This window comes from Flavonifractor sp. DFI.6.63 (genome assembly GCF_024462255.1).
Classification (GTDB): domain Bacteria; phylum Bacillota; class Clostridia; order Oscillospirales; family Oscillospiraceae; genus Lawsonibacter_A; species Lawsonibacter_A hominis.
This window is the reverse complement of record NZ_JANGBE010000016.1, coordinates 13060-37245: the sequence shown is the minus strand read 5'-3', so window position 1 is coordinate 37245 and position 24186 is coordinate 13060. Positions and strand designations below refer to the sequence as shown.

The following is a 24186-nucleotide window of genomic DNA, read 5'->3' as shown; positions in this document are numbered from 1 at the left end:
CTATCGACATTTTGGGGAGGAACACATATGCTGGGTTTTATCAACGCGCTGCCGGGGGCCGTATCCCAAGGCCTGATTTGGGGTATCATGGCGATCGGAGTTTATATCACCTATAAGATTTTGGATATCGCGGACCTGACGGTGGACGGCTCCTTCTGTACCGGCGGAGCTGCTTTTGTGGTGCTGTTTACGGGAGGCGTCCCTCTGTGGCTGGCGCTGCTGGCGGCCGTGCTGGCGGGTATGCTGGCGGGATTGGCTACCGGCCTGCTGCATACCTTCTGCGGCATCCCCGCCATCCTGGCGGGCATCCTGACCCAGCTGGGCCTTTGGTCGGTAAATATGGCCATCATGGGGATGAAGGCTACCGTGGCCATCAATGTTACTACGCCTGAGATGCTGGACAAGCTTCTGGTCTCGCTGCGCTTCGTTCAGGACGTGGCCAAGGGCGCCCGTCCCTTCTGGCGGCACCCGATTTTCGTGGTGGGTCTATTCACCGTGGCCATCATCGTCCTGCTCTATTGGTTCTTCGGCCGGGAGGTTGGAGCCGCCCTGCGCTCCACCGGCTCCAACCAGAACATGGCCCGCGCCCAGGGGATCAACACCAACTTCTGCAAGGTGCTTGGCCTGATGCTCTCCAACGGTCTGGTTGCGCTGTCCGGCGCGCTGCTGGTGCAGTACAACAGCGCTGCCGAGATCAATATGGGGCGCGGCGCCATCGTCATCGGTCTGGCCGCCGTCATCATCGGCGAGGTGGTCTTCGGCAAGCTTTTCCGCAATTTCGCGCTGAAGCTGGCGGCGGTCTCCATCGGCGCCATCATCTACTATATTGTCATCCAGGCGGTGCTGGCCATGGGCCTGAACCCCAATTACCTGAAGCTGCTCTCCGCTGCGGTGGTGGCGGTGTTCCTGTCCATCCCCTACTGGAAGGGCAAGTATTTCCACAAATCCGTACGGAAGGAGGGCGTGCATAATGCTTGAGGTGCGTGAGATCTACAAGACCTTCAACGCCGGGACCGTCAACGAGAAGCGGGCCATCAACGGCGTATCCCTCACCCTGGCCGACGGGGACTTCGTTACGGTCATCGGCGGCAACGGCGCGGGCAAATCCACCCTGCTCAATTTGGTGGCGGGGGTGTACGGCGTAGACGGCGGCTCCATCCTCATCGATGGCAACGACGTGACACGGCTGCCCGAGTATCGGCGGGCCCAATATATCGGCCGGGTGTTCCAGGATCCCATGATGGGTACGGCCGCCTCCATGCAGATCGAAGAAAACCTGGCGCTGGCCGCCCGTCGGGGACAGACCCGGACGCTCCGCGCGGGGATTACCAAGGCGGAGCGGGAGCAGTACAGGGAGCTGCTGAAGATCTTGGATCTCGGCCTGGAGGACCGGCTGACCAGCAAGGTAGGGCTCCTGTCCGGCGGTCAGCGCCAGGCGCTCACATTGCTGATGGCCACCCTGAAAAAGCCCAGGCTGCTGCTGCTGGACGAGCACACTGCCGCGCTGGACCCCAAAACGGCGGCAAAGGTGCTGGACACCACCGAGAAGATCGTCCAGCGGGATCAGCTGACCACGCTGATGATCACGCACAACATGCGGGACGCGATTGCCCATGGGAACCGGCTCGTTATGATGTACGACGGCAGAATTGTCATCGATATCTCCGGCGAGGAGAAGAAGAAGCTGACCGTGGAGCAGCTGCTGGCGAAATTTGGTCAGGCCTCCGGCAGCGACGAGGCCGACGATAAGCTGCTCCTGTCTTAAGACAGGAGCAGCTCTTTGCAGCAGCGCTCAGCGCGGAGATGGTGCAAGCGCCTCGTTTTTTGATAAACTGAGCCCCTCCGGCGCGGGCCATTGGCCCGCGCCGGAGGGGCTCAGTCGGTCAAAAGGGCTAACGATCATGCAGGAAGGCAAACTGTTCTTGAGTAAGAGGAAGCCCACGGCAGCGTTTCGCCGCTCACAGGCGGTGAAAGAAAGACAAATCTGCAGGTGTCTTGGGAGTTTGACTGCCCGGCCCGCGCACGGGGTCGTTTCAATGTTCGCTTAGGGGCAGCAGGGCTTCCGGGGGCAGCTCCAGCCAGAGCTGCTCCGGCTGCTCCAGAGCCGCCCATTCCGCCTTGGGCCATTCGACCCGGAGCTGGGAGAAGCCCTGGCGGCCGCCGGGGGTGGAGAGCATGACCACCGTGGAGAAGACCTCCTCCACCACCCGCTCCACGCGGCATAGAAGGCGGTTTTCACCAGGCCCTTCCGCCGGGCGGAGAGAGTGCGCCCGCACGCCCACGTGGCTCAGCTCCCGGGGCAGGGGCGCGGCGCAGCGCAGCACGGCGCCCCAGTCCAGGGCCTCCAGCCGGCCATCCCCCAGGGAACGGGCCCGGGAAATGTTCTTGCACCCTGACAAAAGACAGGCCGAGAGTGTCGCGGGCGACTGAAACAGCTGGTGCACCGATTGCAGCGGCTGAGACTTGCCGTGATCCAGCACACAGACGTTTTTGCAGTTGCGGTGGACTTCGTCCCGATCATGGGTAACGAAGAGCACCGGTCCCGGGAACCGGGCGAGCAGCTCGGACAGCTCCAGCTCCACCTGCCATTTCAGGTAGCTGTCCAGAGCGGAAAAGGGCTCGTCCAGCAGCAGGACCTCCGGGCGGCTGGCCAGGATGCGGGCCAGGGCCGTGCGCTGCTGCTGCCCGCCGGAGAGCTGACGGGGATATTTGTGTTCGGTGCCCTCCAGGTGGAAGGAGCGCACCAGTCCTGCCACCGTCTCATCACGGCCCCGCCGCTCCCGCACCCCGGCGGCGATGTTCTGCTGCACCGTCATGTTGGGGAACAGCGCATAGTTTTGGAACAGGTAGCCGACCCGGCGCTTTTGCGGGGGCAGGTCGATGTGCCGCTGCGAGTCAAAGAGGGGGCGTCCGTCCAGAAGGATCGTTCCGGCATCCGGACGCTGTATGCCGGCGATGCACTTGAGGGTGACGCTTTTGCCGCAGCCGGAGGCCCCCAACAGGCCGGTAATGCCGTTTTGGGCCTCGAAAGCGGCTCTGAGCCGAAATTTCCCAAAATCCTTTCGGATATCAACGATCAGAGACACCTCACACCTCCCTGGAGCCGACGCTCCAGCGCCCGTCCCGCTCCCGCCGCTCCAGCAGATTGATGCACAGCAGTACGGCGAAGGAGATCGCCAGATTCACGAAGACCCAGCGGTAGGCCAGCGCGTCGTTGCCTTCCCGCCAGAGCTGATAGACGGTGGTGGAGATGGTGGCGGTGCGTCCGGGCGTATATCCGGAGACCATGGAAGTGGCGCCGTATTCCCCCAGCCCCCGGGCAAAAGCCAGTACCGTGCCCGCCGTCAGCCCCTGCTTGCAGCCGGGCATCAACACCCGCCAGAAGACCCAGGCGTTGGAGCGTCCCAAGGTCTTGCCCGCATAGAGCAGGCTGCGGTCAAAGGCCTCAAAGGCGCCGCGTACCGTGCGGTACATCAGCGGAAAGGTGACGATGATCACCGCGAAAATGGAGGCGTACCAGGTCATCACCAGCTTCCGGCCCCAGGCCTCCAGGATCACCCCGCCCACAGGGCCGTTGGGGCCCAGCAGCTTCAGCAGGAAGAAGCCGACCACCGTGGGAGGCAGTACCAGCGGCAGGGTGAGGACACAGTCCAGCAGCCCCTTGAGCGCTCTGGGCAGTTTGTGGACATACCAGGCGGCGAAGATGCCCAGAAAAAAGGTGAAGAAGGTGGAGATCAGGGCGATGCGCAGGGAGTTGAAGAGGGGATACCAGTCCATAGGTCACCAGCTTTCGTGCAGACATAACCGCGCCCCGCCGAGGATTCAGCCGGGGATGGAGAAGCCGACGGATTCGAACACGGAGGAGCAGGCGTCGGTCTGGAGGTAATCCAGGAAGGCGCGGGCCTCATCCTCGTGCTTGGTACGGTTGAGCACGGCGGCGGGATAGACCACGGGCTTGTGACTGTCCGCGGGGGCCTCGGCCACCACCTCCAGCCCGGCGGAATAGGCGTCGGTGCCGTATACCACGCCGCAGTCCACGGCGCCCTCCGCTACCTGAGAGGTGACCTCCTTTACGTTGGTGCCGAAGGTGATCTTCTGTTCGCGGTTGAGCTGCTCCCAAACGCCCAGATAGGTGAAGATCTCTTCGGAGTACTGGCCCACCGGCACGTCGGAGTTGCCCAGAGCGATCAGGCTGACCTTGTCGGCCGCCACGTCGTCAAAGGAGGAGACGCCGGCCGGGTTGCCCTCAGGCACCACCAGGGTGACCTTGTTCTCCACCAGATTGATGCGGGTACCTTGGAGCACGAAGTCCAGCGCGTCGGTATTGCCGCCGTCGGCATCCCTGGAGGCGTCGATCTGATTCATCTGCTTCTGGGCGGCGGAAATGAACACGTCACAATCGGCCCCCTCCTCGATCTGAGTCTTCAGCGTGCCGGAGGAATCGAAGTTGAAGGTCAACGTCACGTTGGGGGCCGCGTCCTTGTACTGTTCGGCGATCTGATTGAGGGTCTCGGTCATGGAGGCGGCGGCGAAGACGATGAGCTCCACGGCTTCGGCATCGGGCGTTTCAGGGGCTTGGGTCTCCGGAGCGGGAGAGGCGGCGGTTCCGCCGCCGCCGCAGGCGGCCAGGGACAGGGAGAGGATCAGTGCAAGGGACAGGGATACGAGCTTTTTCATGTTGCATTCTCCTTTACAAAACGGGTAGGCACGCCTGTTTCCGGGCGCACCCCGGCCCGCCGCCGTGACAGTACGGCTGTTTTAGGCGGACAGGCTCGAAGAATCGGGACGGATCTATTTCATCGGGCGCATTCGCCCGTTGTCCCCTTTAAGATCTGAAGAGCGTGCTCCAGACTGGGGAGAATGTATTCCAGACATTCCCGCACGGCCTTGGGGCTGCCGGGGAGATTGACGATGAGGGTCCGGTTCCGGATACCCGCCGCGGCACGGGAGAGCATGGCGCGGGGGGTGATGGAAAGGGAGTGATAGCGCATGGCTTCCGCAATGCCGGGGGCGGTGCGCTCCACTACGGACAGCGTAGCCTCCGGCGTATGGTCGGTGGGGGAAAAACCGGTGCCGCCGGTGGTGAGGATCAGATCGGCCAGCTCCCCGTCGCACAGGCGGCGCAGTTCGGCGGCCAGAGGCTCCACTCCGTCCGGCAGCAGGGCCGTGTGGACGATTTCATATCCCGCCGCCTCGGCCAGCGCCCGGATGACCGGGCCGCTTTTGTCCTCCCGCCGGCCGGCGTAGCCGGAGTCGCTGAGGGTGATGACGGCAGCTCTCATAACGGCGCCTCCTCCAGAATGGTCAGCTCATCCCCGACGGAAATGACGCCGCCGTGGAGCACCCGGGTGAACACGCCCTCCCGCGGCATGATGCAGTCGCCCATGACCTTGTAGATCTCACAGTGTGCGTGGCACTGTTTGCCGATCTGAGTCAGCTCCAGCACCACGTCGTTGCACTGGAATCTGGTGCCTACCGGCAGAGATTTGAAATCGTAGCCCGCCACCACCAGATTTTCTCCAAAGGCTCCGTCGTCCACAACAGCGCCCCGGGCGCGGAACTCCTCCACCCGTTCGTGGGAGAGCAGGGAGACCTGCCGGTGCCAGGCGCCGGCGTGCGCGTCGTTTTCAATGCCCCAGTCCGCCCGGAAGCGGGCGCTGCCCACGTTCCGTTTCTGGGTTCCCTTCTGCCGGCTGGTACAAACAGCAATGACTTTGCCCATCGGTTTACCCTCCAATCTGATTCATCGTCTTACCCTCGTCCCCGAGGCTGCGTCCCTCGGAAAAATGGTGGCAGGCGGGCTTTTCCAGAATGGCCCGCTCCATCGCCGCCAGCAGCGTCCGGTCGTCCGCCCCCGCCTCCATCAGGGCCTTCAGGTCCGCCCCCTGTTCGTACTGAAGGCAGGTTTTCAAAAACCCCGTGGCGGTGAGACGGACCCGGTTGCAGTCGCCGCAGAACTGATGCGTCATCGCGCTGATGAAACCCACGCGGCCGGCAAAGCCCGCAAAGGTCACATACCGGCCCGGTCCGGCCCCGTCTCCGCGCCCGGCCGGGGCGGCGGGCCCATACGCGGCCTCCAGGCGCTGCAGCACCTCCGCCTCGCTTCTGCGGGAGAGCGTGCTCCCCAGGCCGATGGGCATCAGCTCAATGAAGCGTACGGCCAGATCCCGATCTCTGGCCAGCGCGGTCAGAGGGACCAGCTGAGCGTCGTTCTCCCCCATGGGCACGCAGTTGAGCTTGACGGAGAGTCCCGGCGCGGCCAGGGCGGCTTCCAGCCCCTGCAGGGCGTCGTCCAGCGCGTCCCGTCGGGTAATGGCGGCGTACTGCGCCCGGTCCAGGGTGTCCAGGCTGAGATTCACACCGGAGAGCCCCGCCTCCATCAGGCCGGGCAGCTGCTGCTTCAGCAGCACGCCGTTGGTGGTCAGGCTCACGCTTTGAATGCCCTCCACGCTCCGGATCCCCCGCACCAGCTGTGCCAGATCCCGGCGGACCAGCGGTTCCCCGCCGGTGAGGCGCACCTTGTCTACCCCCAGCCGGGCGAGCAGGCCGACCAGACGCAGCAGCTGCTCATAAGAGAGCACCGCGCTGTGCGCCACCCACTCCACGCCCTGCTGCGGCATGCAGTACACACAGCGCAGGTTGCACCGGTCGGTGACGGAGACGCGCAGGTAATGGATGCGCCGCCCATAGCGGTCAAGCACGGTACTCGCCTCCTTGGTTGACATAATCCAAGATGACCTGCGCAGCCGCGGCCGCGTCTCCAAAGGGGATGCGCCGCACTCCGGGCAGCTCCAGCGGCAGGTCGGTGACCAGGGCCAGCAGGGTGGAGGCGTCGCACACGCTCCGTTCGGAGTTGCCCGGACGCACCAGCTCCAGCTTGGGCCACGCCGTATGCTTGAAGCCCTCCAGCAAAATCAGGTCAGCCTCAGGAAATTGGGCGATCAGGGCGTTCTCGTCGGCGGTCTCCCGCTTGACGATTTTGTACTTCTCCCCGTCGAAAATCGAGGTGCCCCAGGCTCCGGCGGCCATAAAGCGTCCGGTGTCCGTGCCGGGCGGATCGGGAAGGAAGCAGTGGCCGTCGTGCTTGATCACCGCCACCTGCAGGCCGGCGGCGGTGAGGTGGGGGAGCATTTCCACGATCAGGGTGGTCTTGCCCGAATTTTTTACCCCGGATACCGCAACCACGACAGGCCTATCCACGGTCATACACCCCCGATTTGCCGCCTTCTTTATGGACCAGGTGGATGTCGGAGAGCTCCATGGACCGGTCCACGGCCTTGCACATATCGTAAATGGTCAGCAGAGCCACCGTGACCCCGGTCAGCGCCTCCATCTCCACCCCGGTCTTGCCGGAGAGCTTCACCGTGCACTCGGCCTGGATGGCGCCCTCCTCCTCCAGAACGGTGAAATCCACCGAGGCATGGGAGAGCATCAGCGGATGACAGAGCGGGATCAGGTCGGAGGTGCGCTTGGTGGCCATGATGCCGGCCACCCGCGCCACGCCCAGCACGTCCCCCTTGGCGGCGGTGTGCCCCAGGATGGCATCCAGCACCGGGCGGGAGACCCGGATTTTTCCGCGGGCGGACGCCGCGCGCAGCGTGGGCTGCTTGGGGGAAACATCTACCATAATGGCGTTGCCCGCCCCGTCGAAGTGATTGAAGTTCGCGTCCATCGTATGATAGGCCTCCGTATCGGTAGATTCCGTATTTCAGGGCGCGGCGGTTTCTGCGCCGGCGCCGCTACAGCAGCAGTACCTCCACCAGCCGCCCCGGCTCCAGCGGCCCGGTCCCGGCCGGAAGGTCCACCAGGCAATTGCAGCCCACCAGAGAGGCCAGCTGTCCGGAGGAGTGCCCCTCCGGCAGGCTGACCCGGCCGTCCTGCCAGCGTCCGCGGAGAAAACGGCGGCAGGGACTTGCCTTGGAGAACGCAGTGTCCAGCCGGGCGCTCCTCCGCTGGGGCAGCAGGCGCTCCTCCCCGGACAGGGCGCACAGCATCGGCCGGGCCAGCAGCTCGAACGTGGCGGCGGCGGCAAAGGGGTTGCCGGAGAGGGAGAGAATGGGCTTGCCGCGACGGGTGGAGTAGAGGGCCGGGGTGCCGGGCTTGACGTTCAGGCGCCAGAATACCGTCTCCGCGCCCAGCAGGGGGAGGGCCTGGTGGAAGATATCCTTGTCGCCCACCGAAACGCCGCCGGTGGTGATCAGCGCGTCGCAGCAGCCCAACAGCCGCTCCATGGTTTCGGCCACAGCCTGTGGGTCGTCCCCCGCGTGCTCGCCGCCGGTCTCCGGAATGCCCAGTTCGCTCAGACGTGCGAGCAGCAGATTCAGATTGGACCCGTAGATCTTTCCGGGGGGGAGAGGGTGCACGTGGGGGTAGACCACCTCGTCTCCGGTGGAGAGCACGAATACCCGGGGCCTGCGCCGGACGGGCACCTGGCACACGCCCGCGCTGGAGAGAAGGCCCACGGCCGCCGCGTCCAGGCGGGTTCCGGCGGGGAGCAGCACGGTCCCGGAGCGATAGTCCTCTCCCCGGTTAACATAATTTTCGCAGGGCCGCAGCGGCTTGTAAATGGAGACCACCGGATCGCCCTGGTCGGTATCCTCCTGCCGCAGCACGCAGTCGCATCCGGCGGGCAGCATGGCTCCGGTCATGATGCGCGCGGCGGCGCCGGCGGTCAGGGGGAGGAGGGGCACGCCTCCGGCGTATACCGTCTCCACAACGCGCAGGCGGACGGGCCGCTCCCAGGAGGCGGAGGCGATGTCTGCCGCGCGCAGTGCGTACCCGTCCAGCGGGGAGCGGTCAAACGGGGGCTGGTCCAATGGGGCGGTCACGTCGGCGTCCAGCGTGTAGCCCAGGGCGTCGGGAACCGGCAGCGTCTGGGTCCCCAGGGGAGCCAAAGCGCCGGTGATCAGGGCCACGGCTTGTTCCAATTCGATGCCGGTCACCATCCGCTACACCCCTTTTCCAAAGGAGCAGTTGGGATAGTGGCACTCCGGGCAGCTCAGGCAGAGCCCGCCGTGTCCCAGTCCCTTCAGGTCGGCCCGGCCGAGGCGCACATCCGCCGCGATGCGGGGGAGCAGCAGATCAAAAATGGTGGCCCTGGCGTACATCACGCAGCCGGGGAGGCCCAGGATCGGCGTGCCGTCCGGGAAGTAGCCCAGCAGGAACATGGCGCCCGGCAGAACCGGCGCGCCGTAGGACACGATCTCCGCCCCGGTGTTCCGGATGGCGCCGGGGGTTTTGTCGTCCGGATCCACGCTCATGCCGCCGGTGCAGAGGATCAGGTCCACGCCCTTGGCCTGATACGCCAGAGCGGCGGCGGTGATGGCCTGCATGTCGTCGCCGGGCAGGCAGTGTTCGGTGACGGAAATGCCGTAGGCGGCCAGCTTATCCATGATCACGGGCGTGAACGCGTCCGGAATAAGCCCGTTGGCCACCTCGCTGCCGGTGGTGATGAGGCCGCAGGTCTTCCGCTTCCACGGCGTCAGGGAGAGAAGGGGGGCGCTCCCGGCCCGGGCCTCCGCCGAGCGAAGGGCTTCCTCCGATATGACCAGCGGGATGATGCGCATGCCCGCCAGCTTGTCGCCCGGATGCACCGCCGTATTGGTGTGGCGGGTGGCGATCATGATGTCGTCTGCGCCGTTGAGGGCGGCAAGCCGCTCCACATCCACCTGAAAGAGCCCGTCGCGGTCGGCAATGAGCTCGATCTTGCCCTCCTTGACCGGCGTGGGATGCATGTGCTCGTTCTGGCACAGCGCGCGCAGCCGTTCGGCGGCTTCGTCCTCGTGGAGCATGCCGGGCGCCTTTTCCCATACGTACAGGTGCTGCTTGCCCATGGACAGCAGCACCGGGATGTCCTCCGGCGCGACCACGTGCCCCTTGCGGAACCGGGCGTCCTTCGTGACGCCGGGAATGATCTGGGTCAGATCGTGGCAGAGCACGTGCCCCACCGCGTCGCGGGTGTCGATCAGCTTCATGAATCTAGCCTCCCCAAACGATAAAAACGGGAACGCCGTCTGACAGACAGCGCTCCCGCACAGCACAAAAGACCGAACACGATCCAAAGCCGTGTTCCAGCGAAAGCAGCCCCTTTTCAAAGACGGAAGGCCGCACCGTTTCCGATACGACCCAGACCGGAGCCCGCGCGGGACCCGGCGGCGGAGCGTCATAGGCCGTAGCCCTTAGACGGTTCCGCTCGGAGCAGGATGGATTGTAGGATCACTATACCATGCTTGACCGCAAAAGGCAACAGAAACTTGCTAGTCCCTCCGGCGGGAGAGCAGAGCGGCGCACAGGTCGAACAGACTGCCCAAGCTCAGCAACAGTCCAAAGCGTACCGCTCCGATGGAGGCGAAGCGCCAGAGCAGCGCGGTAGTCAGGACGGACAACGCCAGACAGCCCGCCTGCCCCCACAGCACACCGCCGGTACGGGGCAGCCGTGCGTTGAGGTAGCTCCTGCCGCACAGCAGGAACACGGCGGCAGCCAAAATCAGCAGTTCATAAACCGTCCGGGGCAGAAGCTGGAAGCGGACGGCGGCCAGCGAATGGAACACGGGGGCCAGAATGTGGTGGAGCATCAGCAGAACAAAATAGAGCAGATAGAGTATAAAATAGATCCGTTTTGATCTGCTCTGTGTCATAACCCAATACCCTTTCATGCTTTTTTTATGATAACCTCCTGTTGATCATATGGGGGTAGCTTGTAGCAAGGCTATTCAAGAGAAATCATAATGTATTGCCCCTCTCGCCTAAAATTACAGTTTAAATATATCATTTTTGCCCAATAAGATCAACTTAAGATCGTGAAATATGGCGTTTTTGCCATTCGTATCGGCGGGAGGAATGTGGTAAGGTTACAGGGAACGATACAGGAGGTGAGGCGGCATGCACGCACCTGTCCGGGGGCGCTTTGCCCCCAGCCCCAGCGGAAGAATGCACCTGGGCAATCTGTTTTCCGCCCTGTTGGCGTGGCTTTCGGTGCGCGCGAAGGGGGGCGTCATGGTCCTGCGGATGGAGGATCTGGATCCGGACCGCTGTCGGGAGGAATACGCGCTCCAGCTGGCGGACGATCTGCGCTGGCTGGGTCTGGACTGGGACGAGGGCTATGGAGCGGGCGGTCCCCATGGCCCGTACCGGCAGAGGGAACGCACCGAGCGGTATGCCGGGGCCTTTCAGGCGCTGGAAGCGCAGGGGCTGGTCTATCCCTGCTTCTGCACCCGGGCCGAGCGTCTCGCGGCCAGCGCGCCCCACCGCTCGGACGGCTCGGCGGTCTATCCGGGGACCTGCCGGACGCTGACGCAGGCGGAACGGGAGCAGCGCGCCCGTACCCGCAGCCCGGCCTGGCGGCTGATGGTCCCCGACCGGACGTCGGGCTTTACCGACGGCCTCCAGGGGAGCTATGCGGAAAACCTGGGCCGGGACTGTGGGGATTTCATCCTCCGCCGGTCCGACGGGGTGTATGCCTACCAGCTGGCAGTGGCGGTGGATGACGGCGGCATGGAGATCAGCGAGGTGGTGCGGGGCCGGGATCTGCTGGACTCCACGCCGCGGCAGCAGTACCTGCTGGAACTGCTGGGCCTTCCCAGTCCGGAGTATTACCATGTCCCGCTGCTGCTGGCGCCCGACGGGCGGCGGCTGTCCAAACGGGAGCGGGATCTGGACATGGGGGCGCTGCGGCGGCGCTATACCCCGGAGGAGCTGACGGGCCTGCTGGCCCATCTGGCGGGCCTGCTGGAACGAAGCACGCCGGTGCGGGCGGGGGAGCTGGTCTCCCGTTTCGACTGGGCGCGCGTGCGTTCGGCGGATGTGATTGTGGACGATACGATTCTGAGAGGGTGAGGTCCTATGTATCTTGCAGACCTGCATATTCACTCCAAGTACTCCCGGGCCACCAGCCGCGACCTGGAGCCGGAGCGGCTCTCCGACTGGGCGCGGCGGAAGGGGATCGGTCTGGTGGGCACCGGAGACTTTACCCATCCGGCCTGGAGGGCGGAGCTGAAGGAAACGCTGACCGAGGCGGAGGAAGGGCTTTACCGGCTCAGGGACGGCCCGGCGGATGCGCCCCGCTTTGTGGTCACCGGAGAGATCAGCACCATTTACAAAAAGGACGGCAAGGTGCGCAAGGTCCACTCCCTGATCCTTCTGCCCCACCTGGAGGCGGCGGAAAACCTGTCCCGGCGGCTGGAGGCCATTGGAAACATCCGCTCCGACGGACGGCCCATCCTGGGCCTGGACTGCCGGGACCTGCTGGAGCTCACTTTGGAGACCTGCCCGGACGCGGTCTTCCTCCCGGCCCACATCTGGACGCCTCACTTCTCCCTGTTCGGCGCTTTTTCCGGCTTTGATACCATCGAGGCGTGCTTTGGGGACCTGAGCGGGCATATCCATGCCCTGGAGACCGGCCTCTCCTCCGATCCGCCTATGAACTGGCGGCTTTCCGCCCTGGACGGTTATACCCTGGTTTCCAATTCCGACGCCCACTCTCCCGCGAAACTGGGGCGGGAGGCCAACCTGCTGGAGACCGGACGGTCCTATCCGGAGCTGGCCCATGCCATCCAGACCGGGGAGGGCTTTTATGGCACCATCGAATTCTTCCCGGAAGAGGGCAAATATCATTTCGACGGCCACCGCCCCTGCGCGCAGTGCCTCTCGCCGGCGCAGGCCCAGGCGGCGGGAGGAAGGTGCCCGGTCTGCGGCAAGCGGCTTACCACCGGCGTACTGCATCGGGTAGAACAGCTTTCCGACCGGCCCGAGGGCTTTCGCCCCGCGGCCGCCAGGGCGTTTGAGTCTCTGGCGCCGCTGCCGGAGGTCATCGCCGCCTCGGAGGGCGGCTCCGCGTCGGGCAAACGGACGGCGGCCAAATATGAAGATATGCTGGAACGGCTGGGGCCGGAGTTTACCATCCTCCGGGAGACGCCCATCGAGGACATCCGGCATGCGGCGGGCCCCTGTGTGGCCGAGGGGATCCGCCGCCTTCGGGCCGGCGAGGTGGAGCGTCAGCCGGGTTACGATGGGGTATACGGCATGATCGGACTGCTCACGCCCGCCGAGCGGGAGACGTTCCGGGGCCAGGTGAGCCTCTTTGGGAGTCCGGCGCCCCGGCGCGGACCGGCCGCCCCCGACGGAGGAGCGCCGGCCCCAAAGAAGCGGACAAACGAACGGGAGCTCCCCCAGACGGAGGAAGCGCTCGACCCGGACCAGCGCGCGGCGGTGGAGGCGCAAGCGCCCACCGTGGCGGTGGTGGCGGGACCGGGGGCGGGCAAGACCAAGACCCTGGTGTCCCGCATCGCCTGGCTGGTGGAGCAGGGCGCCCGGCCCGGCACGATCACGGCGGTGACGTTCACCAACAAGGCTGCCGCCGAACTGCGGGAGCGGCTGGAGGCCCGCCTGGGCAAGCGCCGGGCCCGGGCCATGACCATCGGTACGTTCCATTCCATCTGCCTGACGCTGCTCCGGGGAGAATTGGGCGTCCGCCGGCTGGCCGACCCCTATGAGCAGCGGGCGCTGGCCGCGTCCGTGCTGGCCGGGCTGGGGCGGAAGGACAGTCCGTGGAAACTGCTCCAGACGGTCTCCCGGGCAAAAACCAGCGGCCGGCCGACTGAGGAAGCGGCGGTAGAGCGGTATCAGGAACGGTTGACCGGCGCGGGCCTGCTGGACTTTGACGATCTGCTGCTGGAGACCCTCTCCCGCTGGGAAGGGGGGCGGACGGACGCGCGCTTCACCCACCTGCTGGTGGATGAATTTCAGGATATCGATCCCCTGCAATACCGCCTGATCGCCGCCTGGCGGAGGGACGGAGGGAGCTTGTTTGTCATCGGGGACCCGGATCAGTCCATCTACAGCTTTCGGGGGGCGGACGCGGCTTGCTTCGACCGCCTGCGCTCCGACTGTCCCCAGACGCGCACGATCACGCTGACCCGGAATTACCGCTCCACCCCGGAGATCCTGTCCTGCGCCCTGCCGGTAGTGGAGGAAAACGGCGGGGCCGGGCGGCGTCTGACGGCGGCGCGCCCCTCCGGCGCCGCCGTGCGCCTGCTCCACGCGGAGAGCGAGCGGGCGGAGGCCGTTTTTACCGCAAAGGAGATCGCCCGCAGGATGGGCGGCATAGACATGCTGGAGGCCGGCGCGCTGGAAGCCGGGCGGAGCGGGCGCTCCTTCGACGATTTTGCGGTGCTCTGCCGCACCCGCCGCCAGCTGGAGGTACTGGAGGACTGCCTGACTCACGACGGCCTCCCGTGCCGTGTGGTGGGGCGGTCGGATTTTTTGGAGGACCCGGCGGTGCGCGGCGCCCTGGACTGGTTCCGCGCCCATCCCGGCGCGGAAGCCCCGGAACGGCAGGTGGAGCGGTGGATGACAGGCAGGGGACCTTCCCAGGCGCTGGAGCGGCTGCGGAATATGGCGGTCTTTTTTCCCACCATGACGGACTTTCTGCAGAACCTGACGCTTGGACAGGAGGGGGACCTGCTGCGCCGGGCCGGGGCGGGCTATGCCGCCGGAGCGGTGACCCTGTCCACGCTTCACGGCGCCAAGGGGCTGGAGTGGCCGGTGGTCTTTTTATGCGGCGTGAGCCGGGGTCTCATCCCGCTGGAACGGGAGGGGGCGCAGACCGATGCGGCGGAGGAGCGGCGGCTTCTGTACGTGGGCATGACCCGTGCGCGGGACGAATTGGTGATGCTCCATGCCGGTGAACCGTCGCCGTTTTTAAAGGCCGTTCCGGAGGGAGGACTGGAGCGGGGGGAGGCCCTGCCGCCCCGGCCGAGATCCCAGGGCGTACAGATGCGTCTGTTTTAAAGGGCCGCGTTGGAGTGCGGGAGGATCCATAGCCTGGAACGCCCGGCCCCAGAGCAACCGCACGCACAAAACGGCGGCGCAGGATCCTGCGCCGCCGTTTTGCTGTGTGCTATCGAACGATCCTCTGGTCATAGACGTCGTTATAATGCTTTGTCTGCGCCGCAGCCGCGCCGATCACCCGCAGCACGGGGAGGCTTGCCAGGCCCTGCACGATATGGTACTGGGTGGGCATGTCCCTCCACTCCGGCGTATGCCATTCCAGACCGCCGGAGCACAGTGTGCGCTCCGGCGGAGGAAGGGCGGGAAGGCCGGGAGGGGGAGAAAAGACCTTCGGCGTCAGAGTCACATAGGCTGCGTCAGCCTGTGAAAAGCCGTCTCCGGTGCGGGGGATGTACTTATAGTGGAGCAGTCCCTCGTTTTCCGGGTCGGAGAGCAGCGCTTCCAGCAAAGGCGCATCCTCCGGAGGGCGATTCCGGTCAAAGCGCAGCTCCAGGAAACGAAAGCCCCAGGAGGACAGCGCGGCGGAGGCGACGCCCTGAAAGGCATGCAGATCCTCGATCTCGGCGTAAAGCTTGGAATACCCCAGCTGCTCCCGTCCGCACAGGATGGGGTCGGCATGGCTCTCCCAAATGGCCAGCTGATACTGTCCCCGTACGGTCTCCCGGGTCCCGGTATAAGTCACGGGCACGTTGCAGGTGACCACATTATATCCGCGCCCGGCCAGCCAGGGCAGATTGCGGTGCATTTTATGGGTGAAGAAGAGGTACGGGCGGCGCAGGGAAAAGCCTTCAGGCAAAAAACGCTCCACCGCGGCGCCCTCGGTCTGGCAGACCAGGGTGTGCAGCGCGCTCTCCTGGGGACCGTAAGAACAAAAGCGTTTCCCCTCCGGGTCCTGACGGGGCGTGCAGCAGGGACCGAAATGTACGGGCATCTGGTACATGCGCCCTTCTTCGAACCGGAACATCAAACAGACCTCCTTTCCACCGCTACAGCTCCATCTCCAGCAGCGCGGAACTGAGGGACTTCCCGTGCTTGTCCATGGCCAGGCTGCGCAGCACGCCGCCGCCCAGGGCCTGCTCCATGACGAAGTTCAGGGCGCAGATGCCGTCCGCCTCGTATCGGGTGACCTTGCCCAGGCAGATCTCGGAAAAGTATTCCTTGACCCGCTGCGCGGTGACCTGCTCCTTGAGCATGGGATAGTCCGCCTCGTTCCAGGGGATCAGGGAGATGTTGGAGATGTCTCCCTTGTCGCCGGTGCGGGAGTGGCAGATTTCTTTCAGTTTCATGTCAGAGCACCTCGCATTCGACCTGGGCGCGGACTGCATCCCGTGGGATAAAGAAGGAAAAGACCGAGATGATCTCGGAGATACGCATGGTGGCGCCGCCGCCGCCGGTGGGACCGTTGGTATAGATGGAGTCGCCCTCGTTGGAGACCATGACGGCGTTCTCCCGGTCATCGGTGCGCACCGCCACATGCAGGCGGATCTCGGCGGCGGGGCTGGGACTGAGGCAGGCGGCCAGCTTATCCCGGTACAGGGAGTTGTAGCCGATGTAATCCACCCGAGTCTCGGTGTAGGCCACGCCCAGGCGGTCCAGCCGCTTGAGGAACATATCACCGGCCAGCCTGGCCCGCTCCAGAGCGTTGCAGCCGCCGTAGCTGATCTCGCAGTCGGTGATGAAGGAGTCCCGGTAACAGACGTTGACCTTCAGCTGCCCGGGCAGTCCGTGGCTGGTGGCGCCCCAGGCGGACACGCGGTCTTTGCCCTCCTGGGTGAAGCGCACATGGGAGAAATCCGCGATGGCGTCCGGAGTCAGATAGGCGGCCGGATTATGGATTTCGTAGAGCATCTGCTCTTTGCAGGTATCCACGCTGACCAGGCCGCCGGTGCCCGCCACCTTGGTCAGCGTAAAGCGCCCGGTCTCGTCGAACTCCACCAGCGGGAAGCCCAGGTTGTCCAGGTCGGGGACCTCTTTATAGCCCGGGTCGGCGTAGTAGCCGCCGGTGACCTGCCCGCCGCACTCCAGCAGATGTCCGGCCAGGACGCACTGGCCGATCGGACCGGCGTCGTCGATGGTCCAGCCGTACTCATAGCGCAGGGGGGCCAGGGTCAGGGTGGGGTCGGCCACCCGGCCGGTGATGACCACGTCCGCGCCGTCCTTCAAGGCCTGGATGATCCCCTCGGCTCCCATGTAGGCGTTGGCGGAGACCAGCCTCTCCGTCCACTGGCCCACCGTGCCGTCAAACTCCAGAATGGGCGCGTCGGAATACTGCTCCAGCTGGCTGAATACGTCGTCGCCGGTAACGGCGGCGAACTTCAGGCCGGTGATGCCCTGGGCGCGGGCGATCTCCATCGCCTTGGCCACCGCGGCCCGGGGATTTACGGCGCCCATATTGGTGATGATCTTGACGCCGTGCTGCTTTGCCGGCTTGAGTACTTGGGAGAGCCGGTATTCCAGCAGGCGGCTGTAGCCCTTGGAAGGGTCGTGCAGCATTTCCTGCCGGGCCAGGCCGATGGTGCGCTCGGCCAGACACTCGAAGATGATGTAGTCCAGTTCCCCGTGCTCGATCAGGGTGAGCGCGGGATCGACCCGGTCGCCGGCGAAGCCTGCGCCGCTGCCGATACGAATTTTTTTCATGGTATCAGAGTCCTTTCCTCCGGGGTAGCGTTTTATAGGATCAGGCCGAAGACAGTCAGCAGAATGAGCAGGACGATGGACAGGGGCCAGACGAATTTGATGGTATAGCGTTGGTGCTCGCCCAGATCCAGATCGCACATGCCGGTCATCAGCAGGGTGGCGGGGGTCAGCGGAGTGATGGCCCAGCCCAGAGTCAGCTGCCCCACCAGCGCGGCATAGCAGATCCCCGCGCCGGACAGGCCCATGGCGGTGGCGCTCTGGGTGAGCACGGGCAGGATGCCGTAATAGAACGTATCCGCGTCAAAGACCAGGGACAAGGGCGTGGCGAAGACGCCCACCAGGATAGGGACAAACTTGGTCATGGAGGCGGGGATCAGGCTGACCAGGGTATTGGCCATGGCGGCGGCCATGCCGGACTCGGTGAGCACGCCCATCAGCACGCCGGCGCCGTACAGGGCGCTGACCACGAAGACCACGTTGGCGCCGTGGAGGCGGATGATCTTCTGCTGGTCGGCCAGCTTGCGGTAATTGAGCAGCCAGGCCAGGGCGGTGCCGGTCAGGAAGGCGGCGCCGGGCGTGAGGATGCCGGAGATCATCAGACCGACGACCAGTACGATGAGGATCAGGTTGATCACGGTCAGCTTGGGCCGCAGCAGGGAGCGCTCTTCCTCACTCAGCTCTTCCGCATGATGCTCGGTGGAGACGCCGGCGTAATCAAAGCCCTCCGCCTTGAGCCGTTTGGTCTCGGACAGGCCCAGCAGCACCACGGGGATCAGGCCGACGGCGATGGTGATGAGGATCGGCACCAGCATGGGCTGAAAGAACTCGGTCAGATCGGCCTCCATAACGGTGGCCGCCCGGAGCGTGGGGCCGCCCCAGGGAGAGATGTTCATCAGGCCCGCGGCCATGGCCAGGATGGCGGCCAGATTGCGCAGGCGCATATGCATTTTTTGATAGATGGGGATCATTGCGCCGCAGACCAGCAGTACGGTGGTGGTGGCGGAACCGTCGAGATGCCCCACGATGGAGAGCACGTAGGTGCCGATGCACACATACAGCGGGTTGCCCCGGCAGCATTTGATGATAAACTTTACGATGGGGTCGAAGGCGCCCGCCGTCATCATGGTGCCGAAGAAGAGGATGGCGAACACGAACATGACGCCGTTGACGGCCACCTTGCTGATCCCGGCGGCCAGATAGGCCGGGATGCTGGTAAATTGCCCGACCAAGATGGCGCCGATCAGAGGAATGACCGACAGGGCCACCATGGTGGAGAGCTTTTTGGTCATGATGGATACGATGATGCCGATGACGACCAGGAATCCGACGATGCTTAACCAGAGTTCCATAACAGTTCCTCCCTAACACGATTTTACACGCTTTCGCACAGGTTGCAAGGCGGGGATTTGCTTGTTTTCACTCCTTTCCGGGGAAGATTCCCGCCATTGTCGTAAAGCAAACGCCGTGCCAAAGGGAAGAAGCGGGAAAAAGCCTTGCGTTCCCGGCCCTTTTGTGTTACCCTGTTTGGGAAGTGAAATGTCTCAATTTTGAAACTATGGATCAAATCTGAGACGAAAGTGTCTCTAAAATGAGACTTGGAGGGAGCGCGATGGGACTCCAGACGCTGATCGAGAAATACCCGGAGCAGTTTGCACGCTACGCGGAAAAGGTATTGGACAGCTATTTCGGCAATATCTTCGTCACCTGGCGCAACGAGCGCATCCTTTACGTCAACGCCCGCATGGCGGCCTCGGTGCGCATGACCAAGGAGGAACTCACCGGCATGACCCTGGAGCAGCTGCGGGAAAAGAAGCTGTGGCTGCGCTCGGTTTCCCGGGAGATGTACGATGGGAAAAAGTCCCCCTTTAACGCCTATAACGTCAGCAAGTACGGGGACGAGCTGTTTACCCATATCGAGCCGATCTGCGATGAAAAGGGCGAAGTCATCATGAGCGCCCAATTTTCCATTCCCAAGCGGATGCTTGCGGAATTTTCCGATTATATTACCCAGGAAAAATCCAGCTTCCGGAACTATAAGGATATCGCCGATTATCTGGAGGCCCGCAAGGAGGCATCCGAGGTCATCATCAGCAACAGCCCCGCGGCCCGGCTGGCCTTTGACGACGCCCGCTACCTCAGCAGCATGGATTCCACCGTGCTGCTCTGTGGAGAGACGGGCACCGGCAAGGATGTGCTGGCCAATTATATTTATCACAACAGCAAGCGCGCCTCGCAGCCCTTTGTCCCGGTCAACTGCTCGGCCATCCCGGCGGAGCTGGTGGAGTCGGAATTTTTCGGCTATGAGCGGGGGGCCTTTACCGGGGCCCGCAGCTCCGGCAAGCCGGGGCTCTTTGAGATGGCAGACCACGGTACCCTCTTTCTGGACGAGGTGGGGGAGCTGCCCCCGGCCATGCAGGCCAAGCTGCTGCGGGTGCTGGAGACCGGAGAGGTGATGCGGGTGGGCGGTACCCGCATCGTCAAGACGGACGTGCGCCTGATCGCGGCCACCAACCGGGATCTGCGGCGTATGGCGGCGGAGGGACGCTTCCGGGAGGATCTGTATTACCGCCTCAACGTCATGCCGCTGTTCCTGCCGCCCCTGCGGGAGCGGCGGGAAGATATCCTGCCGCTGGCCGAGCTGTTTTTGGCCAAAAACAACCGGAAATACGGGCTCAGCCGCGCCCTGACCCAGGAGATGCGCCGGGGCCTGCTTGACTACGGCTGGCCGGGCAATATCCGGGAGCTGCGCAATGTGATCGAGCGCTATGCGATCTCCGGCCGGATGGATATCCAGAGCCCCGCCGCGGCGGCGCCCGCTGTGCCGGCAGGGGCCGGGCGGGAGCCGGAAATGGCGGAAGAGACGCCGCTCCACGAGGCCTGCGCCCGGTTCGAGCAGGCTTATATCCAAAAGGCGCTGGACGCATGCGGGGGATCGGTGTCCAAAGCCGCCCGGCGTTTGGGCATCCACCGCTCTCTGCTTTATAAAAAGTTGAAGAAATCAGAGCCTGTGGTACAATAGTGCAGAGCGAAGGCCCAGCCTGGATCGGGAAGGCGCTTTGGAGGGCTTGAAGCGCGGCGGCGCTTGGTGCGGAGACGGCGCGCCTGCCGGGGGACGTTGCCCGGGATGCGAGCGGCCGGGCAAAACTGTAAACCGTTGGAACGAACGTTTTGGAGAAGGAAGAGGGGGAGAAGCGATGCTCAAGCTTTTGCTGGGCCGGGCGGGAAGCGGGAAGACCGAAACGCTGCTGCGCACCATGGCGGAGCGGGGACCGGAGCGGCCGCAGCTGCTGATCGTCCCGGAGCAGCACTCCCATGACATGGAACGCCGCCTGTGCGAGGTGGGAGGCAGCCGGGTCAGCCAATACGCAGAGGTGCTCTCCTTCACCCGGCTGGCCAATCGGGTCTTTTCCGTCTGCGGCGGGCTGGCGGAGCCGGCCCTGGATCCCGGCGGGCGGCTGCTGCTCATGTGCGCCGCGCTCAAGGGGGTGGCCGACCGCCTGAAGGTCTATGGGCGCCCCTCCCGCAGGCCGGAATTCCTTTCGGGACTGATCGCCACGGTGGATGAGCTGAAGACCTGCGCCGTTACTCCCGAGCACTTGTGGACGGCGGGTGAGGAGGCCGGAGGAGTTGAGGGTGACAAGCTTTTAGACTTGTCGTTGATCTACGGAGCCTATGAGGCGCTGACGGCCCGGCAGGGGGCCGACCCACGGGACCGCCTGACCCGTTTGGCCGCGGTGCTGGAGCGGTGCGCCTGGGCCGGAGGGCGGGAGCTTTATGTGGACGGCTTTACCGACTTTACGCCCCAGGAGCGGCAGGTGCTCCGCCCGTTGCTGCGCCAGGCGGGTTGCGTGACCGTGGCTCTTACCTGCGACCATCTGGAGGAGGACGAGGGCGGCGCGGGGGTCTTTTCGCCCGCCCGGCGGACCGCGGGACAGCTGCTCCGCCTGGCAAAAGAGGTGGGGGTCCGCTGGCAGAGCCAGGTGCTGCCGGTTCGGCTGGATGGGAAAGTAAAACCACTTGTCTACCTCGAGGAGCAGCTGTTTGCAAGCCGTCCGGCCCCCTACGCCGGGGCGGCGGAAGAAGCCGTCGTCCGTTTTACCGCGAACACCCCTTATTCCGAGGTGGAGTGGACGGCGGCGGAGATCCTCCGCCTGGTGCGGGAGGAGGGCTACCGTTTTCGGGATCTGTCCGTGTGCGCCCGCAGCATGGAGGGCTTTGACGCGCTGGTGGAGACGGTGTTTGCCCGGTATGGGGTGCCGGTTTTTCTCAGCCGCATGAGCGATATCCTCCAAAAGCCGGTGATGGCCCTGCTGACCGCCGCCCTGGATACGGCGGCGGGCGGCTACCGGTACGACGACGTCTTCCGGTATCTGAAGACCGGCCTGACCGAAGTGGCGCCGGAGGACGTGGACCTGCTGGAGAACTATGTGCTCAAGTGGAACCTGGAGGGGAGCGCCTGGACAGGGCCGCGGGACTGGACGAACCACCCCAAGGGCTACGGCCTGCCCTTTTCCGAGGGGGACCGGGCCCTGCTGGAGCGGCTGAACGCCCTGCGGCGGCAGATCGCGGCCCCCCTGGAGGAGCTGCGGCGAAACCGGAGCAAGACGGGAAGGGGGCAAGCGATTGCCCTTTACCGTTTTTTGGAGACGATCGGCCTGCCCGCGCGGCTGGAGGAGCGCACCGGGGCGCTGCGGGACAGGGGAGAGGCCGCGCTGGCGGAGGAATACGGCCAGCTCTGGGACATCCTGTGCACCGCGCTGGAGCAGTGCGCACAGATCCTGGGGGAGACCCCCATGGAACTGGACGAGTTCGCCCGGCTGTTTTCCCTGGTGCTCTCCCAGTATGACGTGGGGAGCATCCCCGTGTCGCTGGACCGGGTCAATGCCGGAGAAATGCCCCGCTTGGCTCATAAGCACTGTAAAGTACTTTTCCTGTTGGGCGCGGATGACGGCGCGATCCCGCAGGCCGCGCCCTCGCCGGGCCTGCTCAACGACGACGACCGCACGCTGCTGGCCTCTTACGGCCTGGAGCTGGCGCCCCGGCTGGCGGAAAAGCTCGACCGGGAGATGACCATCGTCTATGAGACCTGCGCCCTGCCGTCCCAACGCCTCTATGTAAGCTGGTCCGCTGCCGGCGCGGAGGGGGAGGAGCACCGGCCGGCTTTTCTGTTCCATCAGCTGGGAACGCTGTTTCCCCAAGGGCGGCAGGTGCGGGAGCAGGCCCTGGACGGCTCCTTCCGCCTTTCCGCCCCCCGCCCGGCCCTGGAGCTGGCCGGGCGCAGTCCGGCCGCACGGCGGGCGCTGGAGGCGCTGCCGGACTGCCGGAGCCTGGTCGCGCGGATGGAGCGCGCCGCCCGTCTGGAGCGGGGAAGCCTGACCCGGCCGGTGGTGGAGCGGCTCTATGGAAAGCGTGTGCCCATGTCAGCCTCCCGGATGGACAAATACAAGTCCTGCCACTTCTCCTACTTCATGCAGTACGGCCTCAAGGCGGAGCCGCGCCGCGCCGCGGGATTCCAGGCGCCGGAGTACGGCACCTTCGTCCACTTTGTGCTGGAGCATGTGCTGCGTCAGGCAAAGGAGCTCGGCGGCGTCAGGCAGCTGGAGCCGGGACAGCTGCGCGCCCTGACCCGGCAGGCCGTGGAGCGCTACGTGGACGAGGAGCTGGGGGGATTGGAGAAGGAGACGCCCCGGTTTCAGTATCTGTTCCGCCGGCTGCTCTCCTCGGTCTGCGCCGTGGTGGAGAACGTGGCGGAGGAGCTCTCCGCCTCGGAATTCCAGCCCATCTCCTTTGAACTGGGCTTCGGGCGGGGCGGCGAGCTGCCGCCGGTAGAGCTCACCGTGGACGGCGTGACCGTCAGCATTTCCGGCTTTGTGGACCGGGTGGACGGCTGGGTCCACGACGGGCGGCTCTATCTGAGGGTGGTGGACTACAAGACCGGCCGGAAATCCTTTGACCTGACCGATATCTGGAACGGTATGGGGCTTCAGATGCTGCTTTACCTCTTTACACTGGAGGAGGCGGGGAAGGCGCTTTACGGAGCGGAGATCGTGCCCGCCGGAGTGCTCTATCTGCCTGCCCGGGACGCGGTGGTGGCGGGCAGCCGCTCCATGACCGAGGCGGAGCGGCGCAAAAAGGCGGACGCCGAGCTGCGCCGCCGGGGCCTGGTGCTGGACGAGCCGGAGGTGCTGGCAGCCATGGAGCGGACGGACGGGGAGGGCATGCGCTTTTTGCCCGTGCGTCTCAACCGTGCGGGGGCCGTCACCGGGGAGGCGCTGGTCTCCGCCGAGCGGCTGGGAAAGCTGGCGAAGCATACCGGAAGGATCCTGCGGGAGATCGGCACGGAGCTGGCGGCGGGCAACATCGCCGCCGACCCCTTCTGGCGGGGGCCGGAGCACAACGCCTGCCAGTGGTGCGCGTACGCGGCCGCCTGTCACTTCGAGGAGGGAAAGGGCGGCGACCGGAAGCGCTGGCTGCCCGCGGTTAAGGGCGAGGCGTTTTGGGAAGCGGTTGCGCAAGAGCAAGGATGAGCTGCGCGCCCATACGCAGGCCGTGGAGGAAGGATTCCTCCGGCTCGATGGACGACAGCTTGGCGTTCTCTTCCCAGAAGCCGTCAAAAAACGCCCTTGAAGTCAGGTCCGGGATGGTTTGGAGAGAGGGATCGACAACGGCAAGCTGCTTCTTGTATTCGGGAGACGGATTGGATGGAAGAAACGGCTCTAATTCCAGTAAATCAAACATAAAAACACTCCCTTGATGTGGAAT

22 protein-coding genes and 2 riboswitches are annotated in these 24186 nt (G+C 64.9%); of the genes, 6 read left to right on the top strand and 16 right to left on the bottom strand.

Translation table 11 applies throughout. The annotated features are described in order from the left end of the window. Positions 1–27: 27 nt before the first annotated feature. Entirely contained in the window at positions 28–978 is a 951-nt protein-coding gene (locus NE547_RS09940; RefSeq protein WP_186908653.1) for an ABC transporter permease, read from the top strand. Beyond that, positions 971–1765, top strand: a complete 795-nt coding sequence (locus NE547_RS09935) for an ABC transporter ATP-binding protein (protein ID WP_186908654.1) — start codon at positions 971–973, stop codon at positions 1763–1765. Before NE547_RS09940 ends, NE547_RS09935 begins: the two co-directional genes overlap by 8 nt. 268 nt (positions 1766–2033) lie before the next feature. On the opposite strand, the gene NE547_RS09930 is transcribed toward NE547_RS09935, so the two are convergent. From NE547_RS09930 to NE547_RS09880, 11 genes are all read right to left on the bottom strand, one after another. Continuing rightward, a complete protein-coding gene (locus NE547_RS09930; protein ID WP_256175735.1) occupies positions 2034–3086 on the bottom strand; it encodes an ATP-binding cassette domain-containing protein in 1053 nt (350 codons plus the stop codon). Between the two features lies 1 nt (position 3087). Continuing rightward, on the bottom strand, positions 3088–3777 hold the full coding sequence (modB, locus tag NE547_RS09925) for a molybdate ABC transporter permease subunit (protein WP_186908656.1): 690 nt from the start codon (positions 3775–3777) through the stop codon (positions 3088–3090). Positions 3778–3822: 45 nt separating this feature from the next. Further along, positions 3823–4677, bottom strand: coding sequence for a molybdate ABC transporter substrate-binding protein (gene modA / locus NE547_RS09920; protein WP_186908657.1), 855 nt, complete (start codon positions 4675–4677; stop codon positions 3823–3825). Further along, positions 4670–4790, bottom strand: a riboswitch (molybdenum cofactor riboswitch). Its footprint overlaps the gene before it by 8 nt. 6 nt (positions 4791–4796) lie before the next feature. Continuing rightward, entirely contained in the window at positions 4797–5282 is a 486-nt protein-coding gene (locus tag NE547_RS09915; RefSeq protein ID WP_186908658.1) for a molybdenum cofactor biosynthesis protein B, read from the bottom strand. Further along, positions 5279–5722, bottom strand: a complete 444-nt coding sequence (locus tag NE547_RS09910) for an MOSC domain-containing protein (RefSeq protein WP_186908659.1) — start codon at positions 5720–5722, stop codon at positions 5279–5281. Before NE547_RS09910 ends, NE547_RS09915 begins: the two co-directional genes overlap by 4 nt. A 4-nt stretch (positions 5723–5726) precedes the next feature. After that, the gene (gene moaA, locus NE547_RS09905) at positions 5727–6701 is read right to left on the bottom strand and encodes a GTP 3',8-cyclase MoaA (RefSeq protein WP_256175731.1); all 975 of its coding nucleotides are present in this window, start codon (positions 6699–6701) and stop codon (positions 5727–5729) included. Continuing rightward, positions 6694–7200: a molybdopterin-guanine dinucleotide biosynthesis protein B gene (mobB, locus tag NE547_RS09900; protein ID WP_256175729.1), complete on the bottom strand. Its 507-nt coding sequence runs from the start codon at positions 7198–7200 to the stop codon at positions 6694–6696. The genes moaA and mobB overlap by 8 nt, the downstream gene beginning before the upstream one ends. After that, positions 7193–7672, bottom strand: a complete 480-nt coding sequence (gene moaC, locus NE547_RS09895) for a cyclic pyranopterin monophosphate synthase MoaC (RefSeq protein WP_186908662.1) — start codon at positions 7670–7672, stop codon at positions 7193–7195. Before moaC ends, mobB begins: the two co-directional genes overlap by 8 nt. 67 nt (positions 7673–7739) lie before the next feature. Further along, positions 7740–8945 carry a gephyrin-like molybdotransferase Glp gene (gene glp / locus NE547_RS09890; RefSeq protein ID WP_256175727.1) on the bottom strand — a complete coding sequence of 402 codons (1206 nt, stop codon included), beginning with the start codon at positions 8943–8945 and terminating at the stop codon, positions 7740–7742. A gap of 3 nt (positions 8946–8948) precedes the next feature. Continuing rightward, on the bottom strand, positions 8949–9974 hold the full coding sequence (locus tag NE547_RS09885; RefSeq protein ID WP_256175725.1) for a molybdopterin-binding protein: 1026 nt from the start codon (positions 9972–9974) through the stop codon (positions 8949–8951). Between the two features lie 93 nt (positions 9975–10067). Continuing rightward, positions 10068–10210: riboswitch (molybdenum cofactor riboswitch) on the bottom strand. A gap of 46 nt (positions 10211–10256) precedes the next feature. Next, positions 10257–10637 (bottom strand): hypothetical protein, encoded by a 381-nt coding sequence (locus tag NE547_RS09880; protein WP_256175723.1) that lies wholly within the window; start codon positions 10635–10637, stop codon positions 10257–10259. 244 nt (positions 10638–10881) lie between these two features. Between NE547_RS09880 and gluQRS the strand changes: the two genes are divergently transcribed. Both gluQRS and NE547_RS09870 read left to right on the top strand, forming a co-directional pair. Then, positions 10882–11835 (top strand): tRNA glutamyl-Q(34) synthetase GluQRS, encoded by a 954-nt coding sequence (gene gluQRS, locus NE547_RS09875; RefSeq protein WP_256175721.1) that lies wholly within the window; start codon positions 10882–10884, stop codon positions 11833–11835. A 6-nt stretch (positions 11836–11841) separates the two neighbouring features. Beyond that, the gene (locus NE547_RS09870; RefSeq protein WP_256175719.1) at positions 11842–14787 is read left to right on the top strand and encodes a UvrD-helicase domain-containing protein; all 2946 of its coding nucleotides are present in this window, start codon (positions 11842–11844) and stop codon (positions 14785–14787) included. Between the two features lie 109 nt (positions 14788–14896). On the opposite strand, the gene NE547_RS09865 is transcribed toward NE547_RS09870, so the two are convergent. Genes NE547_RS09865 through NE547_RS09850 form a run of 4 tightly spaced genes read right to left on the bottom strand, consistent with a single transcriptional unit; the run spans position 14897 to position 18773 of the window. Beyond that, on the bottom strand, positions 14897–15751 hold the full coding sequence (locus NE547_RS09865) for an acetoacetate decarboxylase family protein (RefSeq protein WP_186907212.1): 855 nt from the start codon (positions 15749–15751) through the stop codon (positions 14897–14899). Positions 15752–15773: 22 nt separating this feature from the next. After that, complete coding sequence (locus tag NE547_RS09860; RefSeq protein ID WP_186907213.1) at positions 15774–16073, bottom strand: hypothetical protein; 300 nt, start codon at positions 16071–16073, stop codon at positions 15774–15776. 1 nt (position 16074) lies between these two features. Then, positions 16075–17424 carry an acyclic terpene utilization AtuA family protein gene (locus tag NE547_RS09855; protein WP_186907214.1) on the bottom strand — a complete coding sequence of 450 codons (1350 nt, stop codon included), beginning with the start codon at positions 17422–17424 and terminating at the stop codon, positions 16075–16077. Between the two features lie 32 nt (positions 17425–17456). Next, positions 17457–18773, bottom strand: coding sequence for a CitMHS family transporter (locus NE547_RS09850; protein ID WP_186907215.1), 1317 nt, complete (start codon positions 18771–18773; stop codon positions 17457–17459). A 260-nt stretch (positions 18774–19033) separates the two neighbouring features. On the opposite strand from NE547_RS09850, the gene NE547_RS09845 reads away from it, so the two are divergent. Together NE547_RS09845 and NE547_RS09840 are read left to right on the top strand one after the other, a co-directional pair. After that, a complete protein-coding gene (locus NE547_RS09845; protein WP_256175715.1) occupies positions 19034–20443 on the top strand; it encodes a sigma-54-dependent Fis family transcriptional regulator in 1410 nt (469 codons plus the stop codon). Positions 20444–20618: 175 nt separating this feature from the next. Beyond that, positions 20619–23951, top strand: coding sequence for a PD-(D/E)XK nuclease family protein (locus NE547_RS09840; RefSeq protein ID WP_256175713.1), 3333 nt, complete (start codon positions 20619–20621; stop codon positions 23949–23951). Here NE547_RS09840 and NE547_RS09835 read toward each other — a convergent pair. Further along, positions 23905–24162: a hypothetical protein gene (locus NE547_RS09835; protein ID WP_186907218.1), complete on the bottom strand. Its 258-nt coding sequence runs from the start codon at positions 24160–24162 to the stop codon at positions 23905–23907. The genes NE547_RS09840 and NE547_RS09835 overlap by 47 nt on opposite strands. Between the last annotated feature and the right edge of the window lie 24 nt (positions 24163–24186).

What these genes read in the sequence shown, in the direction of transcription:
- NE547_RS09940 (WP_186908653.1), top strand. Translation starts at nt 28, where the DNA reads ATGCTGGGTTTTATCAACGCGCTGCCGGGGGCCGTATCCCAAGGCCTG.
- NE547_RS09935 (WP_186908654.1), top strand. Translation starts at nt 971, where the DNA reads ATGCTTGAGGTGCGTGAGATCTACAAGACCTTCAACGCCGGGACCGTC.
- modB (WP_186908656.1), bottom strand. Translation starts at nt 3,777, where the DNA reads ATGGACTGGTATCCCCTCTTCAACTCCCTGCGCATCGCCCTGATCTCC.
- modA (WP_186908657.1), bottom strand. Translation starts at nt 4,677, where the DNA reads ATGAAAAAGCTCGTATCCCTGTCCCTTGCACTGATCCTCTCCCTGTCC.
- NE547_RS09915 (WP_186908658.1), bottom strand. Translation starts at nt 5,282, where the DNA reads ATGAGAGCTGCCGTCATCACCCTCAGCGACTCCGGCTACGCCGGCCGG.
- NE547_RS09910 (WP_186908659.1), bottom strand. Translation starts at nt 5,722, where the DNA reads ATGGGCAAAGTCATTGCTGTTTGTACCAGCCGGCAGAAGGGAACCCAG.
- moaC (WP_186908662.1), bottom strand. Translation starts at nt 7,672, where the DNA reads ATGGACGCGAACTTCAATCACTTCGACGGGGCGGGCAACGCCATTATG.
- glp (WP_256175727.1), bottom strand. Translation starts at nt 8,945, where the DNA reads ATGGTGACCGGCATCGAATTGGAACAAGCCGTGGCCCTGATCACCGGC.
- NE547_RS09885 (WP_256175725.1), bottom strand. Translation starts at nt 9,974, where the DNA reads ATGAAGCTGATCGACACCCGCGACGCGGTGGGGCACGTGCTCTGCCAC.
- NE547_RS09880 (WP_256175723.1), bottom strand. Translation starts at nt 10,637, where the DNA reads ATGACACAGAGCAGATCAAAACGGATCTATTTTATACTCTATCTGCTC.
- gluQRS (WP_256175721.1), top strand. Translation starts at nt 10,882, where the DNA reads ATGCACGCACCTGTCCGGGGGCGCTTTGCCCCCAGCCCCAGCGGAAGA.
- NE547_RS09870 (WP_256175719.1), top strand. Translation starts at nt 11,842, where the DNA reads ATGTATCTTGCAGACCTGCATATTCACTCCAAGTACTCCCGGGCCACC.
- NE547_RS09865 (WP_186907212.1), bottom strand. Translation starts at nt 15,751, where the DNA reads ATGTTCCGGTTCGAAGAAGGGCGCATGTACCAGATGCCCGTACATTTC.
- NE547_RS09860 (WP_186907213.1), bottom strand. Translation starts at nt 16,073, where the DNA reads ATGAAACTGAAAGAAATCTGCCACTCCCGCACCGGCGACAAGGGAGAC.
- NE547_RS09855 (WP_186907214.1), bottom strand. Translation starts at nt 17,424, where the DNA reads ATGAAAAAAATTCGTATCGGCAGCGGCGCAGGCTTCGCCGGCGACCGG.
- NE547_RS09850 (WP_186907215.1), bottom strand. Translation starts at nt 18,773, where the DNA reads ATGGAACTCTGGTTAAGCATCGTCGGATTCCTGGTCGTCATCGGCATC.
- NE547_RS09845 (WP_256175715.1), top strand. Translation starts at nt 19,034, where the DNA reads ATGGGACTCCAGACGCTGATCGAGAAATACCCGGAGCAGTTTGCACGC.
- NE547_RS09840 (WP_256175713.1), top strand. Translation starts at nt 20,619, where the DNA reads ATGCTCAAGCTTTTGCTGGGCCGGGCGGGAAGCGGGAAGACCGAAACG.
- NE547_RS09835 (WP_186907218.1), bottom strand. Translation starts at nt 24,162, where the DNA reads ATGTTTGATTTACTGGAATTAGAGCCGTTTCTTCCATCCAATCCGTCT.